Here is a 14,075-nt window from a genome sequence, read left to right as displayed (position 1 = left end):
ATCGTGACGTCTTCCCCCCGACCCGTCCGCCGCGCGCGGACCGTGCCGAGCTTGCCGGCCTCGCTCGTCGCCGGCGCCGTGCTGGTCGCCCTCTCCGCTTGCAACCAGAAGCAGCAGGCGGCCGCTCCCGTCCCCCTCCCCCCGCCGGAGGTCAGCGTCGTCACCGTGGCGCCGCAGCCGATCCCCTACGTCCGGGACCTGCCCGGCCGCGTCGCCCCGGTGCGGGTGGCCGAGGTGCGCTCCCGCGTCTCCGGCCTCGTGGTGAAGCGGCTGTTCGAGCAGGGCAGCCAGGTCAAGGAGGGCGACATCCTCTACAAGATCGACCCCGCGCCCTACGAGGTCGAGCTCGCCAGCGCCGAGGCGGCTCTGGCCCGGCAGGAGGCGGCGCTCACGCTCACCATCCAGCAGGCCGAGCGCCTCGAGACCCTGCTCACCAAGCAGACGGCGAGCCAGGCCCAGTACGACACCGCCTTCGCCGCCCGGAAGCAGGCCGAGGCCGAGGTGGCGGGCGCCAAGGCGACGCGGGACCGGGCGCGGCTCAACCTCAGCTGGACGGACGTGCGCGCGCCGATCTCGGGACGGATCGGCCGGGCGCTGCTGACCGAGGGCACGCTGATCGAGCAGGGCACCACGGGGGTGCTCGCCACGATCCAGCAGCTCGACCCGATCTACGTCGACATCACCCAGTCGGTGGGCGAATTGAACAAGCTGCGCCGGGATCTCGCCAGCGGCGAGCTCTCGCGGCTGGAGAAGGACGCGGCCAACGTCCATCTCATCATGGACGACGGCGCCCTCTATCCGCTCGCCGGCCGGCTCCTGTTCTCGGACGTGACCGCCGACCCGAGCACCGGCCAGGTGACGCTGCGCGTCCAATTCCCGAACCCGCACGACGAGCTCTTCCCCGGCATGTATGTCCGCGCCCGCATCAAGCAGGGCATCGACTCGGACGCGATCGCGGTCCCGCAGCAGGCGATCCAGCGCACCAACGACGGCAAGGCCGAGGTCTGGGTGGTGAAGGCCGAGGACAAGGTCATGCTCCAGCCCGTCGAGGTCGGCCCCGTGGTCGGCCAGAACTGGCTGATCCGCGACGGGCTGAAGCCCGGCGAGCGGGTCGTGACCGCCGGCTTCCAGAAGATCAATGCCGGCATGCAGGTGAAGCCGGTCGACGTCAGCCCGCCCGCCGACCAGGCCGAGCTGAAGCCCCGCGACGCCGACGAGGCGGACGTCGCCGCCCCCGCGCAGCCCGCCGCGCAGGTCCGCTGACCGCGCAGCCCGACACCATCCCGCCGCGCGGCCGCATGGCCCGCGCGGCGGCGTGTCCTCTCAGGGTCCAGAATTCCGTATGGCTCGCTTCTTCATCGACCGGCCGATCTTCGCCTGGGTCGTCGCCCTGTTCATCTGCCTGGGTGGCGCCCTCGCCATCCCGCAATTGCCGGTGGCGCAATACCCGATCATCGCGCCGCCCTCGATCGCGCTCTCGACCGCCTATCCGGGCGCGTCCGTCGAGAATCTCTACACGGGCACGACGCGCCTCATCGAGGACGAGCTGAACGGCGCGGCCAACATCCAGAGCTTCGAATCGGCCTCCGATTCCTTCGGCGTCGTCGAGATCACGGCGAATTTCGAGCCGGGCACGGATCCGGGCTATGCCGGCGTCGAGGTGCAGAACCGCCTGAAGCGCGTCGAGGCGCGGCTTCCCGCCGAGGTGCGCCAGCAGGGCATCCTGGTCGAGGAGGCCTCGGCCGCGACGCTGAACATCATCACGCTCGTCTCCACCGACGGCTCGATGGACGAGGTCGGCCTCGGCGACTTCCTGATCCGCAACGTCATCAACGAGATCCGCCGCATCCCCGGCGTCGGCCGGGCCACCCTCTACTCGACCGAGCGCAGCCTTCGCGTCTGGATCGACCCCGACAAGCTGCGCGGCCTCTCCCTCAACCCGTCCGACGTGACGAAGGCGATCCAGAACCAGAACGTGCAGATCGCCTCCGGCGCGGTCGGCGCGCAGCCGAGCCCGTCCACGAGCGCGATGAACTTCCCGATCGTCGTGAAGGGCCAGATGACCGAGCCCGAGGCGTTCGGCGCGATCGTGCTGCGGGCCAACCCCGACGGCTCGAACGTGCGGCTGCGCGACATCGCCCGGATCGAGCTCGGCGGCGAGGATTACAAGTTCACGACGCGGCTCAACGGCGGCGAGGCGGCCGGCATCTCGGTGACGCTCGCGCCCGACGGCAACGCGCTCCAGACGGCCAAGGCGATCCGCGCCAAGATGGAGGAATTGTCCCAGTTTTTCCCCGACAACCTGAAATGGGACATCCCCTACGACATCACCCCGGCCGTCGAGGCCTCGATCGAGAAGGTGCTGCACACCCTGATCGAGGCGGTGGTGCTCGTCTTCGTGGTGATGTTCCTGTTCCTCCAGAACATCCGCTACACGCTGATCCCGACGATCGTGGTGCCGATCGCGCTGCTCGGCACCTGCACGGTGATGCTGCTCGCGGGCTTCTCCGTGAACGTGCTCACCATGTTCGGCATGGTGCTCGCCATCGGCATCCTCGTCGACGACGCGATCGTCGTCGTCGAGAACGTCGAGCGCATCATGAACGAGGAGGGGCTGCCCCCGAAGGAGGCGACCCGGAAGGCGATGGGCCAGATCACGGGCGCCATCATCGGCATCACGCTGGTGCTGATCGCCGTGTTCATCCCGATGGCGTTCTTCCCCGGCTCGGTCGGCATCATCTACCGCCAGTTCTCGATCGCGATGGTAACCTCGATCGCCTTCTCGGCCTTCCTCGCGCTCTCGCTGACGCCGGCGCTCTGCGCCACGCTCCTGAAGCCGATCGAGAAGGGCCACGGCCATTCCAAGGGCGGCGTGTTCGGCTGGTTCAACCGGATGGTGGACCGCGAGACGGCGCGCTACGGCCGCGGCGTCTCCGCCCTCATCGCCAAGTCCGGCCGGGTGATGCTCGTCTACCTCGCCCTCGTGATGGGCGTGGCCTACGCCTTCGTGCGCCTGCCCGAGGGCTTCCTGCCGGTGGAGGACCAGGGCTTCTTCACGGTCGACATCCAGACGCCGCCGGGCTCGTCCTTCAACCGCACGCTCGCCGCCGTGAAGGCGGTCGAGGAGCACCTGATGGCGCAGCCCGGCGTCGCCACGGTGACGATCGTCAACGGCTTCTCCTTCTCCGGCCAGGGCCAGATGACGAGCCAGGCCTTCGTGACCCTGAAGCCCTGGGCCGAGCGCAATGCGGAGAGCTCGGCGGCCAAGCTCGTCGAGGGCACCAACAAGGCGCTGGGCTCCTACAAGGACGCGGTGATCCAGGCGCTGGAGCCGCCGCCGATCGACAATCTCGGCAACGCGTCGGGCTTCTCCTTCCGCCTGCAGGACCGCGCCCAGAAGGGCTACTCGGCCCTGATGGCGGCGCAGGAGCAGCTCCTCTCGCTCGCGAAGAAGAGCCCCATCCTGCAGAAGGTCTACGTCGAGGGCCTGCCGCCCGCGCCGCAGGCCGAGCTCGTGATCGACCGCGAGAAGGCGGCGGCCCTCGGCGTCGGCTTCGACGCCATCAACGACACGATCCAGGTCAATCTCGGCTCGGTCTACGTCAACGACTTCCCGAACCGGGGCAAGATGCAGCGCGTGATCGTGCAGTCGGAGGACCTGCAGCGCCTCAACGCCGCCGACCTCCTGAATTACGGGGTGAAGAACAGCCAGGGCACCATGGTGCCGATGTCCTCCTTCGCCGACCTCAAGTGGAGCGTCGGGCCGGCGCAGATCATCGGCTTCAACGGCTACCAGTCCGTGCGCATCACGGGCGAGCCGGCGGCGGGCTACACCTCGGGCGAGGCGATCGCCGAGATGGAGCGGCTGGCGACGCAATTGCCGAAGGGGTTCGGCTTCACCTGGACCGGGCAGTCGCTGCAGGAGAAGCAGGCGGGGAGCCAGGCCTCGCTGCTCCTGGCCCTCTCGGTCCTGATCGTGTTCCTGTGCCTCGCGGCGCTCTACGAGAGCTGGTCGATCCCGTTCTCGGTGCTGCTCGTGATCCCGCTTGGGGTGATCGGCGCGGTGGCGGCGGTGTACCTGCGCGGCATGCCGAACGACGTCTACTTCAAGATCGGGCTGATCACGATCATCGGCCTGTCCGCCAAGAACGCGATCCTGATCGTGGAATTCGCCAAGGATCTCTGGAAGCCCGGCACGAGCCTCGTCGACGCGACGATCGAGGCCGCGACCCTGCGCTTCCGGCCGATCGTGATGACCTCGCTCGCCTTCATCTTCGGCGTGGTGCCGCTCGCCATCGCGACGGGCGCCGCCTCGAAGAGCCAGCAGGCGATCGGCACCGGCGTGATGGGCGGCATGATCTCGGCGACCGTGCTCGCGGTGTTCTTCGTGCCCGTCTTCTTCGTGGTCGTGATGCGGCTGTTCAAGCGCAAGGCGGCCGATGCGGAGACGCGGCCCGAGGCCGAGGCCGCCCACGGGCCGGAGCCGCACCGCGTCCCGGCGGAGTGACGAGCGCCCTCACCTCTCCCGTCCGGGAGAGGTCGAGAGCGCGTCAGCGCACCGGGCGAGGGGTGCGCCCTCTCCGGAGTGGTGGCATCCCTCAACCCCGATCCTCTCCCGAACGGGAGAGGGGGCGCCCCTCCCCTCAGGCGATCCCGTCGATCGCCAGCCGGAGGTGCTCCGGGCCGCGCAGCGCCGAGCCCGGCCGGTAGGGCGGCGGGTCCTCGATCAGGCGGGGGTTCTTCAGGCGACGCGCGAGCGCGGTCAGCGCGGCCGCCGTCTCGAAGCGGGCGAGCGGGGCGCCGAGGCAGTAATGCAGGCTGCCGCCGAAGCCGAGATGGCGGGTTCCGGTGCGGTCCGGGTCGAACCGGTCCGGATCCGCGAAGACGGCCTCGTCCCGGTTGCCGGAGGCGAGCAGCAGGACGACGTTGGCGCCCTCCGGGATCGTGGTGCCGGCGATCGCGATGTCGGCGAGCGCCTTCCGCGTCCGGAACTGCACCGGCGGGTCGTAGCGCAGCATCTCCTCGACGACGTGGGGCGCCCAGGCCGGCTCGGCTCCGAGCCGCGCCAGCGCCTCGGGGTGGCGCAGGAGCGCCAGCGTGCCGTTGGTGATGAGGTTCACCGTCGTCTCGTGGCCCGCCACCAGCATCAGGATCGAGGTGGCGATGAGGTCGTAATCGTTCATCCGCCCCGCGCCCGGCGCCTCCTCGTTGGCGAGGCCGGAGAGCATGTCGTCCCCCGGGTGGCGGCGCTTCTCCTTGATCAGGTCCGCCATGTAGGCGGAGATCTCGTCGAAGCAGCGGCTGTTCTTCGCCCGGATCTCGTCGTCCTCCAGGCTGTCGGGTTCGAGCGCGGTGGCGAGCTGCGTCGCCCAGCCGTGGAATCTCGGCTCGTCCTCGCGCGGGATGCCGAACAGCTCGCAGATCACCGTGACGGGGAGCGGGTAGGCGAGGTCGTCGACGATATCGATCTCCCGCGCCCCGCATGTCTTGTCGAGAAGATCCGCGACCAGCCTGTCCGAGCGGGCGCGCATCCGCTGCACGCGCTCATAGCTGAACTGGTGCATGACGCAGCCGCGCAGGCGGTCGTGGTCCGGCGGGTCGCGGAAGATGAAGGGCCGGTGGGCATCCGTCACGCGGTCGCGGATCGGCTTCACCAGCCAGTCGGTGAACGGGTTGCCGGTCAGCGGCCGGTCGGCGGGCGGCAGGGTCTCGGAGCTGATGCGCGGGTCGCCGAGAAGGCTGGCGATCGCGCCGTGGGTCGCGGCCACGTAGGTGCCGTCGTGCTGGCGCGAGACGGGGCTCTCGCGCAGGCGCGCGAAGAGCGGATAGGGGTCCGCCCGGTTCTTTTGATCCTTCACCTGGTCGAGGAGCGTCGGGTCGGCCATGCCTGTCTCGAGACCCTGTCTGGAAAGTCGGGGAGCGGGCGTCAACCGGCGAGCCGCCTCAAACGATCCCGGTGGCGTAGTAGACGCCGATCACGAAGAACACCGCAGCGGTCTTGATCAGCGTGATCGCGAAGATGTCGCCGTAGGATTGCCGGTGCGTCAGCCCGGTGACGGCGAGCAGCGTGATCACGGCGCCGTTGTGGGGCAGCGTGTCCATGCCCCCGCTCGCCATCGAGGCGACCCGGTGCAGCACCTCGAGCGGGATGCCGGCGCCTTGAGCGGCCTGAACGAAGCGGTCGGCGAGCGCTCCGAGCGCGATCGAGAGGCCGCCGGAGGCCGAGCCCGTGACGCCGGCCAGCACCGTCACCGTGACCGCCTCGTTGACGAGCGGGTTCGGGATCGCCGAGAGCGCGTCCGAGATCGCCTTGAAGCCCGGCAGCGCCGCGATGACGGCGCCGAAGCCGTACTCGGTCGCGGTGTTCATGCCCGCGAGAAGCGAGCCCGCCACGGCCGCCTTGCTGCCCTCCGAGAAGCGGGCGCGGACGTTGCGGAAGCCGAGGATGACGGTGGCCAGGATGCCGAGGATCAGCGCGCCCTCGACCGCCCAGATCGCCGCGACCGTCTTCACCTGCACGGTGACCGGATTGGCCGCCATCTCGGGCGAGAGCGCGACCTTGGCCTCCGCGCCGTAGAAGGCGTTGATCGCCGAGAGCAGCAGCCGGTTGCCGATCCCGACGATGAGGAGCGGCAGGAGCGCGATCAGCGGATGGACGGGCGCCGTGTCGTCGCGCGCCTCCGGCTCGTTGGCGTGGCCCTCGCCGTAATCCTCGCCGGCCGCAGCGGCCGCGCGGCGGCGCCACTCGAGATAGGCGACGCCGAGCACGAAGATGAAGATCGCGCCGATCACCCCGAGCCAGGGGGCGGCGTAGGCGTCCGTCTTGAAGAAGGAGGCGGGGATGATGTTCTGGATCTGCGGCGTGCCGGGCAGCGTGTCCATCGTGAAGGTGAAGGCGCCGAGCGCGATGGTGCCGGGGATGAGGCGCTTCGGGATGCGGCTCTGGCGGAAGAGCTCGGCGGCGAAGGGGTAGACCGCGAAGACCGCGACGAACAACGAGACGCCGCCATAGGTGAGGATCGCGCCCACGAGGACGATCGCGATGATCGAGCGGCCCTTGCCGAGCACCCCCGTCACCGCGCCGACGATGGAGCGGGCAAAGCCCGAGATCTCCACGAGCTTGCCGAACACGGCGCCGAGCAGGAAGACGGGGAAGTACAGCTTCAGGAAGCCGACCATCTTCTCCATGAAGAGGCCGCTGAAGATCGGCGGCACCGCGGCCGGATCGGTGACGAGCACCGCCCCCATCGCCGCCACCGGGGCGAACAGGATGACGCTGAAGCCCCGGTAGGCGATGGCCATCAGGAAGACGAGGGCCGCGAGGCAGATCACGAGGTTCATCGGACAGGATTCCCCGCTCGGGCCCGGTCCGCGCCGCGCCCGAACCTGAACATGGCGCAGCTTGCGCCCGAGGCGAGGACGCGCGGCCCCCTCACGAGCACGTCAGGCGCCGGCGCGGGAACGCGGTGCGGGTGGAGCCGGTTGGCGTGCGGGCCGCTCGGCCCGTCTCCCGCACCGCCTTCCCGGAGCCCGACGTGATCTTCCCGGCCATCACCGCCTTCTACGCCGCCCTGCTCGCCCTCCTCTTCGTCGGGCTGTCCGGCTGGGTCGTCGCGGGACGCCTCGGCTCGGACGTGCTGCACGGCGACGGGGGCAACAACGCGCTGCAGAAGCGCATCCGCTCGCAGGGCAATTTCTCCGAGTACGTGCCTTTCGCGCTTCTGCTGATTGCGCTCCTCGAAGCCTCGGGAGGGAGCCTCGCGCTGGTGCGCGGCCTCCTCATCGTGCTCCTCGTCGCGCGCCTGCTGCACCCGTTCGGCATGCTGGCGCCGAAGAACTCGCCCCGCCAGTTCGCCTGCCGCGGCGGCGGCATCATCGCGACCTTCGGGGTGACGGCGGTGGCGGCGATCGCCCTGCTCCTGCGGACGGCCTGACGCGCCTAGCGCCGCGGCTTCTCCGGAAAGCCCGGCGGCAGGACGGGCAGGTGACCGGGCTGGTCCGTCCCCTGCCGGATCGGCGGGAAGGGCGCGCGGGCCTCGATCATCGCGGCGTAGGCCGGGAGCCAGCGGGCGCAATCGACGCTGACGGCCGCGATGCAGCGGCCCTCGCGCCCGTAGAGCGCGAGGAAGCGGCCCTCGGCGGGGGAGCCCTGCACGATCGCGAGGCCGTCCGCGCCCTGCGTCAGCCCGACCGACTTGATGTTGATGCCCCCTTGCGTCGACCAGAAGGTCGGCAGCGCGGCGTAGGGCGCCGCCGCCTCGTGCCCGGCGAGCAGGCGGCCGGCATGCTCGGCCTGCTCGACCGCGTGGCCCCAATGCTCCAGGGCGACGCGGCGCCCGTCGTAGAGCGGGTGCGGGAAGCGCGCGACGTCGCCCGCGGCGGCGATGCGCGTGTCCGGGCGCCCCGCCTCGTCGAGGGCGTAGCCCCGCTTGTCGCAATCGAGGCCGCCCGGATCGGCGCTGAGGCCGGAGCCGGCGAGCCAGTCGGTGTTGCGGACGGCGCCGAGGGCCACGACCACGATGTCCGCCTCGACGCTGCCGCCGCCCGCGAGATGCGCCCGCGCGACGCGGCCCGCGCCGTCATCCTCCAGCCACTCGACCTCGGCGCCGCTGCGCAGGTCGACGCCGCGGGATTCGTGCAGCGCGCCCACCACGCTGCCGAGATGGGTGCCGAGCACCCGGGCGAGCGGCGTCGGCGAGGGCTCGACCAGGGTGACGGGCAGGTCGAGGCTGCGGCAGGCCGAGGCCACCTCGCAGCCGATGAATCCGCCGCCGATGATGAGGACCCGGCGCGGCCGGGCCGCGAGGGCGGCGCGGAGCGAAGCCGCGTCGTCCCGGTCGCGGATGGTGTGGACGCCGCCGAGCCGCCCCTCGTGCGGGTTCGGCCAGGGCCGCGCCCGGGTTCCGGTGGCGACGAGGAGCCGGTCGTAGGAAAGCTCGGTCCCGTCCGCGAGGCGCAGCGTGCGGCTTGCCCGGTCGAGCCCGCTCGCGGCGCAGCCGAGGCGCCACTCGGCGTCGAGGGCGAGGAGACCCGGCAGGCGGGTCGCCTCGGCCGGCACCTCGCCGGTGAGCACGTGCTTCGAGAGCGGAGGCCGGTCGTAGGGCGGGTGCGGCTCGGCGCCGACGATGGTGAGCCGGCCGGCGAAGCCCGCCCGGCGCAGGGCCTCGGCCCCGCGCAGGCCCGCGAGCGAGGCGCCGACCACGACGGCGTGCGCAGACGAGGCCGCGTCCGTCATGGCGCGCTCCGCTCCGGGTCCTCCACGTGGATCGCCTGGACCGGGCAGGCGATGCGGGCCTGCTCGATCGCGTCCCGGTCCGCGGCGGAGGGGGCGGGGTCGTAGTACAGGGCCTCGCGCCCCTCGATGCGGAAGTGGCGCGGCGCCGCGTAGCAGCACTGGGCGTAGGCTTGGCAGCGGTTGAGGTCGACGCTGACGCGCAGGGCGCTCGCGGTCGGGCCGGGCGCCGGTTCGGGAGTGGTCTCGGGCATGGATGCGGAAAGCTCCGGCCGCGGCCCCGGTTCCCGCGAGGTGCCATTCGGTGCCGCTCGGGGCAAGGCGCGGATCAGGTCCGAGGGCGGCCTCGGGGGGGCGCCGCAGCGCCCCTCCCGCCCGATTCCCTCGGAGCGAGGGAGGAACCCCGACGAAGGGCCGCTTCGAGACCGCTTCGCGGCACCTCAGGACGAGGGGGTGAAGGGCAGGCCGAGACGCCCCCAGCCCGGCAGCTTCAGGGCCGGGCGGCGCAGATCGAACCCCGCCACCGCGCCGAGCAGGTTGATCTCGACGCCCTCGACCCAGCCCAGGGTGAGGCCGGCATAGCCCCCGAGGCTCAGGCGGATGCCGGTGCCGCTCGGGGTCCGTTCGGCGTAGCGCCCGGGCGGCGTCCAATCCTTCCCGAGCGCGGTCGGCGGCAGGGTGATGCCGCTTTCCGGGATCCGGGCGAGGACGTGGGCCGCGAAGGTGTTCGAGTTCGGCCCCGGCCACGCCTGATAGGAGCCGAGCGAGCGGTGCGGGTAATCGGCGACCGCGGCGCGGATCGCGGGGATCGCCCGCGCGGCCGCCTCGCCGTCGAGGGCCAGCACCGTCTCCGGCGCGTTGCCGAACCAGCGCCCGTCCGGGGCGAAGGCGTCGGTGCGCAGGGGCGTGCCCCAGCCGACGACGTCGTAGCGGGTGTAGCGGCCGGCGCCCGCCTCCTTCACGACGATCCAGGAATGGTGCGCGACGATGCCTCGCCAGCGCCCGACCCGCGCCGCGTAGATCCGCACCATTGCCTCGGGGGAACTCCGCGCGGAGGGAAGGAGCCCGCTGCTCGACCAGTCCGCCGCCCGCCAGTCGGCCGAGCGCCCGCCCCGCGCCGTCCACCAGAGGGCGTAGGACGCGAGCGGGACCAGGAACAGGACGAGGACGCCGAGGACGAGGAGGCGGAAGGCGACGAGGAGGGCGGCGGACATGCCCGCCCGATGTCAGGAGCGGTCCCGCTTCGCGCAAGCGGAAGCGTGGTCGCAGGCACCGCGCCCCCGGTCCGCGTCGGGAGCCGCCTCAGCAGGTCGCGCAGGCGGGCGTGGCCCGCTCCACCCCCTCGGCCGCGGGGCCGAAGCTGAAGGCGCGGCGGTTCTGGGCGATGGCGCCGCAGCACTCGCAGGCCGCCATCTGCAGGCGCGTCCGGTCGAGGAGGTCGACCCGGCCGCGGGTCGAGCGGATCAGGCGCTCGCCCTCGATGATGTGGAGGGCGACCGTGACGCTCGCCCGGCGCACCCCGAGCATCTGGGCGATGTGATCGTGCGTGAAGGGCAGCGTGTCGCTCTCCAGGCGCTGATGGGCCTGGAGCAGCCAGCGGCACAGGCGCTTCTCCAGCGAGTGGCGGCTGTTGCAGGCGGCGAGCTGATAGGCCTCCTCCAGGCTCATCCGCACGTAGCGCAGGAGGAGCGAGCGGATCGCCGGCACCGTCTCGATCAGGCGGCGCACCGAGGCGGCGGAGGCGCGGTAGCCCGGCGCCCCGACCTGGACGACGGCCCGGTGCGCGGAGGGCTCCGCGCCGAGAAGGGCGGCGGCACCGACGAGATCGTGACGGCCGACCATCGCGACCTCGACCTCGGCATTCGCCGCCGGGCCGCTGCGCACCAGGAGCGAGATCAGGCCGCCCATCGGGAAGACGATGTGGGTCGGGCTGGCCCCTGCCGGGAACAGCGTCTCGCCGGGCGTCAGGGAAACGAGCTCCAGCTCGTCCGCCCAGCCGACCGGCGCCTCGGCGAGGAGCCCGTCGAGGAGCGGATTGCAACCTGCGGGCACGGACCGGGGCGAGAGCGACTGGGCCTCGAGGGGCGAGACGAGCCCCGAACCGTTGAGGAAAGCGGCGTTGGATTCGGGGATTCGCACCCGGATGGAATTCTCGCTCATCGTCGCGACTCCCCTCGACGCACAGGCACGCATGGAATGCTAGCAAGCATCCGCAGAGCACGCACGGCTACCCTGGATCAGATCCTCGTTGTTCGAGCCCCATCGGCCCCACCCTTTTCGAGAAACCTTGCGATCCTTAACGAGCGGGATTTCGGCGCAGCGGGACCGCTACGCCAATAACATATGATGGTACTAGTGATTCGAGTTTCCGCCTTAGTACTTCTTTCTCTCTCTGTGTTTCGACTTGTACAGTTTCAAAAGATGATAATTTGTGCAGTTGCCGCCTGTCCGCGACGCGGCACAGGTCCTGTTGTCGCTCGGGCGCGCAATCGGCGGTTTCGGTGCGAAACGGGGTAGCAGGGACGCGCGGTTGTGGACGGCTCCCCCGTGCTTGGCTAAGGTTCGCCTTGCGCCGCGGCGGAACCCTGCGTGCGGCGCACCCGATCGCGTCGCGATGCGAGAATCGCGGGAGCCGGGAGGTCGTCATGCCGCGCGGTGCACGTTGCTCACTCGGTGCGGCCCTGCTTCTGGGCCTCGCTGGGATCCTCCCGGTCCGGGCCGAGGAGGCGGCCTCGCCGCCGGCCCGTCCCTGGACCGATCCTCCGGCCCGCGGCAGCGCCGCGACCCCGGCGCCCGCACCCCAGGCCGAGAATCCGGTCAAGGCTGCCGAGCCGTCCGCTCCGTCCCGGCCCGCGGGCCGGGCGGCCGTGGCGCAGCGCAAGGCCGGGCCGAGCCGAGCCGCCCTGCGGGTCGGAGCCCCTGCGCACCGCCCCGTCCGGACGGCGCGGCTCCGCGAGCGGACGCCCGTGGTTCGGGTGCTGCACCCGACCCGCGCGCCGGTCCGGGTCGCCCGCGCACCCCGGTTCGCTCCCTACGCAGCGACCCCCGTCCGCTATCCCTACGCAGCCTCGGGGCCGGTCCCGGCCGCCTACGGCTACACCGTCGCAGACGAGCGCCTGCGCCGGATCCGCGAGGCGCAATCGGCGGGCTACATCGTTCTGCGCCAGCGCTCCGTGGTGTTCCCGGACGGCCGCTCGCTGCGCACCTACCGGCCCTACGAGGTCGAGGACGACGAGGAATAGCCCCGCCCGGCGCGTATCCGGACGGGACCGCCCGGCTCAGGTCAGGGTGAAGCGGAGTTCGCCGAGACCCTCCAGGCTGCTCACCACCTCGTCCCCGGGCTTCAGCCAGGCGCGCTCGGCGCGGGGCGTCTTCTCGCCGAAGATCACGCCCTGCGGCGTGCCCGTGTAGAAGATGTCGCCGGGCTTCAGGGTCATGATCCGCGAGGCAAAGCTGATCAGCTGCCGGCAGTTGAAGATCATGTCGTTGGTGTTCCAGTCCTGGCGCGTCACGCCGTTGACCACGGTCTTCAGCTTGAGGTTGTTCGGGTCCTTCACGAGGTCGGCGCAGACGAGATGGGGGCCGAGCGGGGCGAAGCCGTCCGAGGTCTTGCCGATCATGAACTGCGAGGTCAGGTACTGCAGGTCGCGGGCGCTGAAATCGTTGCCGGTGGCGTAGCCGGCCACGTAGTCGAGGGCCTCCTCCTCCGACACGTCGCGGCAGGTCTTGCCGAACACGATCACGAGCTCGGTCTCGTAGTCGAATTCCCGCGCCACCGCGGTCGGCAGCTTGATGGTCCCGCCGTGGTGGTTGAGGGCGTTGTTGTACTTGTTGAAGAGCGGCGGGTTCTTGGGGATCGGCGTGCCGGTCTCCTCGGCATGCTGCCGGTAGTTGAAGCCCATCATCACGATCTTCTCGGGCCGGGTGACGAGGGGCGCGTAGGCGATCTTCTCCTCGCGCAGCAGGAACACGGCCTCGCGGTCCTTGCCCACGGCCTCGACGAGGGACGTGAGTTCCGCCCCCCGCCCGTTCTGGAGCAGGTCGTCCATGTCGGCGGGGGCCGGCAGCCCGAGGGCCTCGGAGGCCGCGCTCACGTCGAGGACGCCGCGCTCGAGCTTGACGCCGAGGCCGTAGCCCGGGCCGCGGCGCATGTTGAGGAGGGTGAGGCCCCGCGGCATCGTGGGGTTCATGGGTCTGTCCGGCCTGTCCGTCGCTCGTGTCGCGGCGGTGGCCGTACCACCGACCGTGGCGGAGGCCAGCCCCGTCGCCGCCGCCTTCAGGAAATCCCGTCTGCCCTGGCTCATATCGTCCTCCAAAGGGTCTCTCCCCGGCCCTTGCCCCGGCCCTTGCACGGAGAAGTAGAGCCGAACCCGGCGTTTTGGATCGAGACCACCCTCAGAGGTTGTCCGGCTGCATGAAGCGGAAGCTGACGTCGGGGCGCGAGGCGGATTCGGCCCCCGCCTTGAGGATTCCGATGCGGAAGGCCAGCCCGCCGCCGAGAACCGCGAGCGCGGCGAGCGTTCCGAGGCGCGGCGGCGACCTCCCGGCGAGCCGCGAGGCGGCGTAGAGGGCGAGCGGCAACGCCGCGCCGAGGCCGGTGCCCACGACCTTCTCCAGCGTTCCGCCCGGCCCCGACAGGGCCGGGGCGACGCCCGCGCGCCGGTACGCGGCGGCCGAGACGGCATCGCCCGCGAGGTCGATCGCGAGCGCTGCGGCCGCCAGGGTCTCGAGACGGCGCGCGAGGCCGCCGTCGCGCTCGCCGAGCCAGAGGCAGGCGGCCCCGCAGGCGATGGCCGAGGCGCCGAAGCGCACGGACAGCGCCCGCGGCGCGGCGGCCCAGAGG

At 71.4% G+C, this 14,075-nt stretch carries 11 protein-coding genes and 1 pseudogene; 4 read left to right on the top strand and 8 right to left on the bottom strand.

Annotation, left to right across the window (positions count from 1 at the left end; genetic code table 11):
• The first annotated feature begins 3 nt into the window (after nt 1–3).
• Complete coding sequence (locus E1J50_RS05645; protein WP_245516446.1) at nt 4–1,263, top strand: efflux RND transporter periplasmic adaptor subunit; 1,260 nt, start codon at nt 4–6, stop codon at nt 1,261–1,263.
• A 79-nt stretch (nt 1,264–1,342) separates the two neighbouring features.
• Nucleotides 1,343–4,507: an efflux RND transporter permease subunit gene (locus E1J50_RS05640; RefSeq protein WP_132251266.1), complete on the top strand. Its 3,165-nt coding sequence runs from the start codon at nt 1,343–1,345 to the stop codon at nt 4,505–4,507.
• Between the two features lie 136 nt (nt 4,508–4,643).
• Here the strand turns inward: E1J50_RS05640 and E1J50_RS05635 are convergent, their stop codons facing one another.
• Both E1J50_RS05635 and E1J50_RS05630 read right to left on the bottom strand, forming a co-directional pair.
• A complete protein-coding gene (locus E1J50_RS05635) occupies nt 4,644–5,885 on the bottom strand; it encodes a cytochrome P450 (protein WP_132251264.1) in 1,242 nt (413 codons plus the stop codon).
• A gap of 58 nt (nt 5,886–5,943) precedes the next feature.
• Complete coding sequence (locus E1J50_RS05630; RefSeq protein WP_132251262.1) at nt 5,944–7,341, bottom strand: GntP family permease; 1,398 nt, start codon at nt 7,339–7,341, stop codon at nt 5,944–5,946.
• 194 nt (nt 7,342–7,535) lie between these two features.
• On the opposite strand from E1J50_RS05630, the gene E1J50_RS05625 reads away from it, so the two are divergent.
• On the top strand, nt 7,536–7,934 hold the full coding sequence (locus E1J50_RS05625) for an MAPEG family protein (RefSeq protein WP_132251353.1): 399 nt from the start codon (nt 7,536–7,538) through the stop codon (nt 7,932–7,934).
• A gap of 5 nt (nt 7,935–7,939) precedes the next feature.
• Here E1J50_RS05625 and E1J50_RS05620 read toward each other — a convergent pair whose 3' ends face one another.
• The 4 genes from E1J50_RS05620 to E1J50_RS05605 form a co-directional block, all read right to left on the bottom strand.
• A complete protein-coding gene (locus tag E1J50_RS05620; RefSeq protein ID WP_132251260.1) occupies nt 7,940–9,235 on the bottom strand; it encodes an NAD(P)/FAD-dependent oxidoreductase in 1,296 nt (431 codons plus the stop codon).
• Entirely contained in the window at nt 9,232–9,486 is a 255-nt protein-coding gene (locus E1J50_RS05615) for a ferredoxin (protein WP_132251258.1), read from the bottom strand. Before E1J50_RS05615 ends, E1J50_RS05620 begins: the two co-directional genes overlap by 4 nt.
• Before the next feature lie 186 nt (nt 9,487–9,672).
• On the bottom strand, nt 9,673–10,446 hold the full coding sequence (locus E1J50_RS05610; protein ID WP_132251256.1) for a DUF3750 domain-containing protein: 774 nt from the start codon (nt 10,444–10,446) through the stop codon (nt 9,673–9,675).
• Nucleotides 10,447–10,534: 88 nt separating this feature from the next.
• Nucleotides 10,535–11,392 carry a Crp/Fnr family transcriptional regulator gene (locus E1J50_RS05605; RefSeq protein ID WP_132251254.1) on the bottom strand — a complete coding sequence of 286 codons (858 nt, stop codon included), beginning with the start codon at nt 11,390–11,392 and terminating at the stop codon, nt 10,535–10,537.
• A gap of 485 nt (nt 11,393–11,877) precedes the next feature.
• Between E1J50_RS05605 and E1J50_RS05600 the strand changes: the two genes are divergently transcribed.
• Nucleotides 11,878–12,474, top strand: a complete 597-nt coding sequence (locus E1J50_RS05600; RefSeq protein WP_132251252.1) for a hypothetical protein — start codon at nt 11,878–11,880, stop codon at nt 12,472–12,474.
• Nucleotides 12,475–12,510: 36 nt separating this feature from the next.
• Here E1J50_RS05600 and E1J50_RS05595 read toward each other — a convergent pair whose 3' ends face one another.
• Both E1J50_RS05595 and E1J50_RS27145 read right to left on the bottom strand, forming a co-directional pair.
• Nucleotides 12,511–13,536 (bottom strand): fumarylacetoacetate hydrolase family protein, encoded by a 1,026-nt coding sequence (locus tag E1J50_RS05595; protein ID WP_132251250.1) that lies wholly within the window; start codon nt 13,534–13,536, stop codon nt 12,511–12,513.
• Nucleotides 13,537–13,627: 91 nt separating this feature from the next.
• Nucleotides 13,628–14,075 (bottom strand): annotated as a pseudogene (locus E1J50_RS27145) (NrfD/PsrC family molybdoenzyme membrane anchor subunit); the annotation flags it as partial.

It is taken from the genome of Methylobacterium segetis, from assembly GCF_004348265.1.
GTDB lineage: Bacteria > Pseudomonadota > Alphaproteobacteria > Rhizobiales > Beijerinckiaceae > Methylobacterium > Methylobacterium segetis.
This window is presented reverse-complemented; position numbering and strand designations above follow the sequence as displayed.

What these genes read in the sequence shown, in the direction of transcription:
- E1J50_RS05640 (WP_132251266.1), top strand. Translation starts at nt 1,343, where the DNA reads ATGGCTCGCTTCTTCATCGACCGGCCGATCTTCGCCTGGGTCGTCGCC.
- E1J50_RS05635 (WP_132251264.1), bottom strand. Translation starts at nt 5,885, where the DNA reads ATGGCCGACCCGACGCTCCTCGACCAGGTGAAGGATCAAAAGAACCGG.
- E1J50_RS05630 (WP_132251262.1), bottom strand. Translation starts at nt 7,341, where the DNA reads ATGAACCTCGTGATCTGCCTCGCGGCCCTCGTCTTCCTGATGGCCATC.
- E1J50_RS05620 (WP_132251260.1), bottom strand. Translation starts at nt 9,235, where the DNA reads ATGACGGACGCGGCCTCGTCTGCGCACGCCGTCGTGGTCGGCGCCTCG.
- E1J50_RS05615 (WP_132251258.1), bottom strand. Translation starts at nt 9,486, where the DNA reads ATGCCCGAGACCACTCCCGAACCGGCGCCCGGCCCGACCGCGAGCGCC.
- E1J50_RS05610 (WP_132251256.1), bottom strand. Translation starts at nt 10,446, where the DNA reads ATGTCCGCCGCCCTCCTCGTCGCCTTCCGCCTCCTCGTCCTCGGCGTC.
- E1J50_RS05605 (WP_132251254.1), bottom strand. Translation starts at nt 11,392, where the DNA reads ATGAGCGAGAATTCCATCCGGGTGCGAATCCCCGAATCCAACGCCGCT.
- E1J50_RS05600 (WP_132251252.1), top strand. Translation starts at nt 11,878, where the DNA reads ATGCCGCGCGGTGCACGTTGCTCACTCGGTGCGGCCCTGCTTCTGGGC.
- E1J50_RS05595 (WP_132251250.1), bottom strand. Translation starts at nt 13,536, where the DNA reads ATGAGCCAGGGCAGACGGGATTTCCTGAAGGCGGCGGCGACGGGGCTG.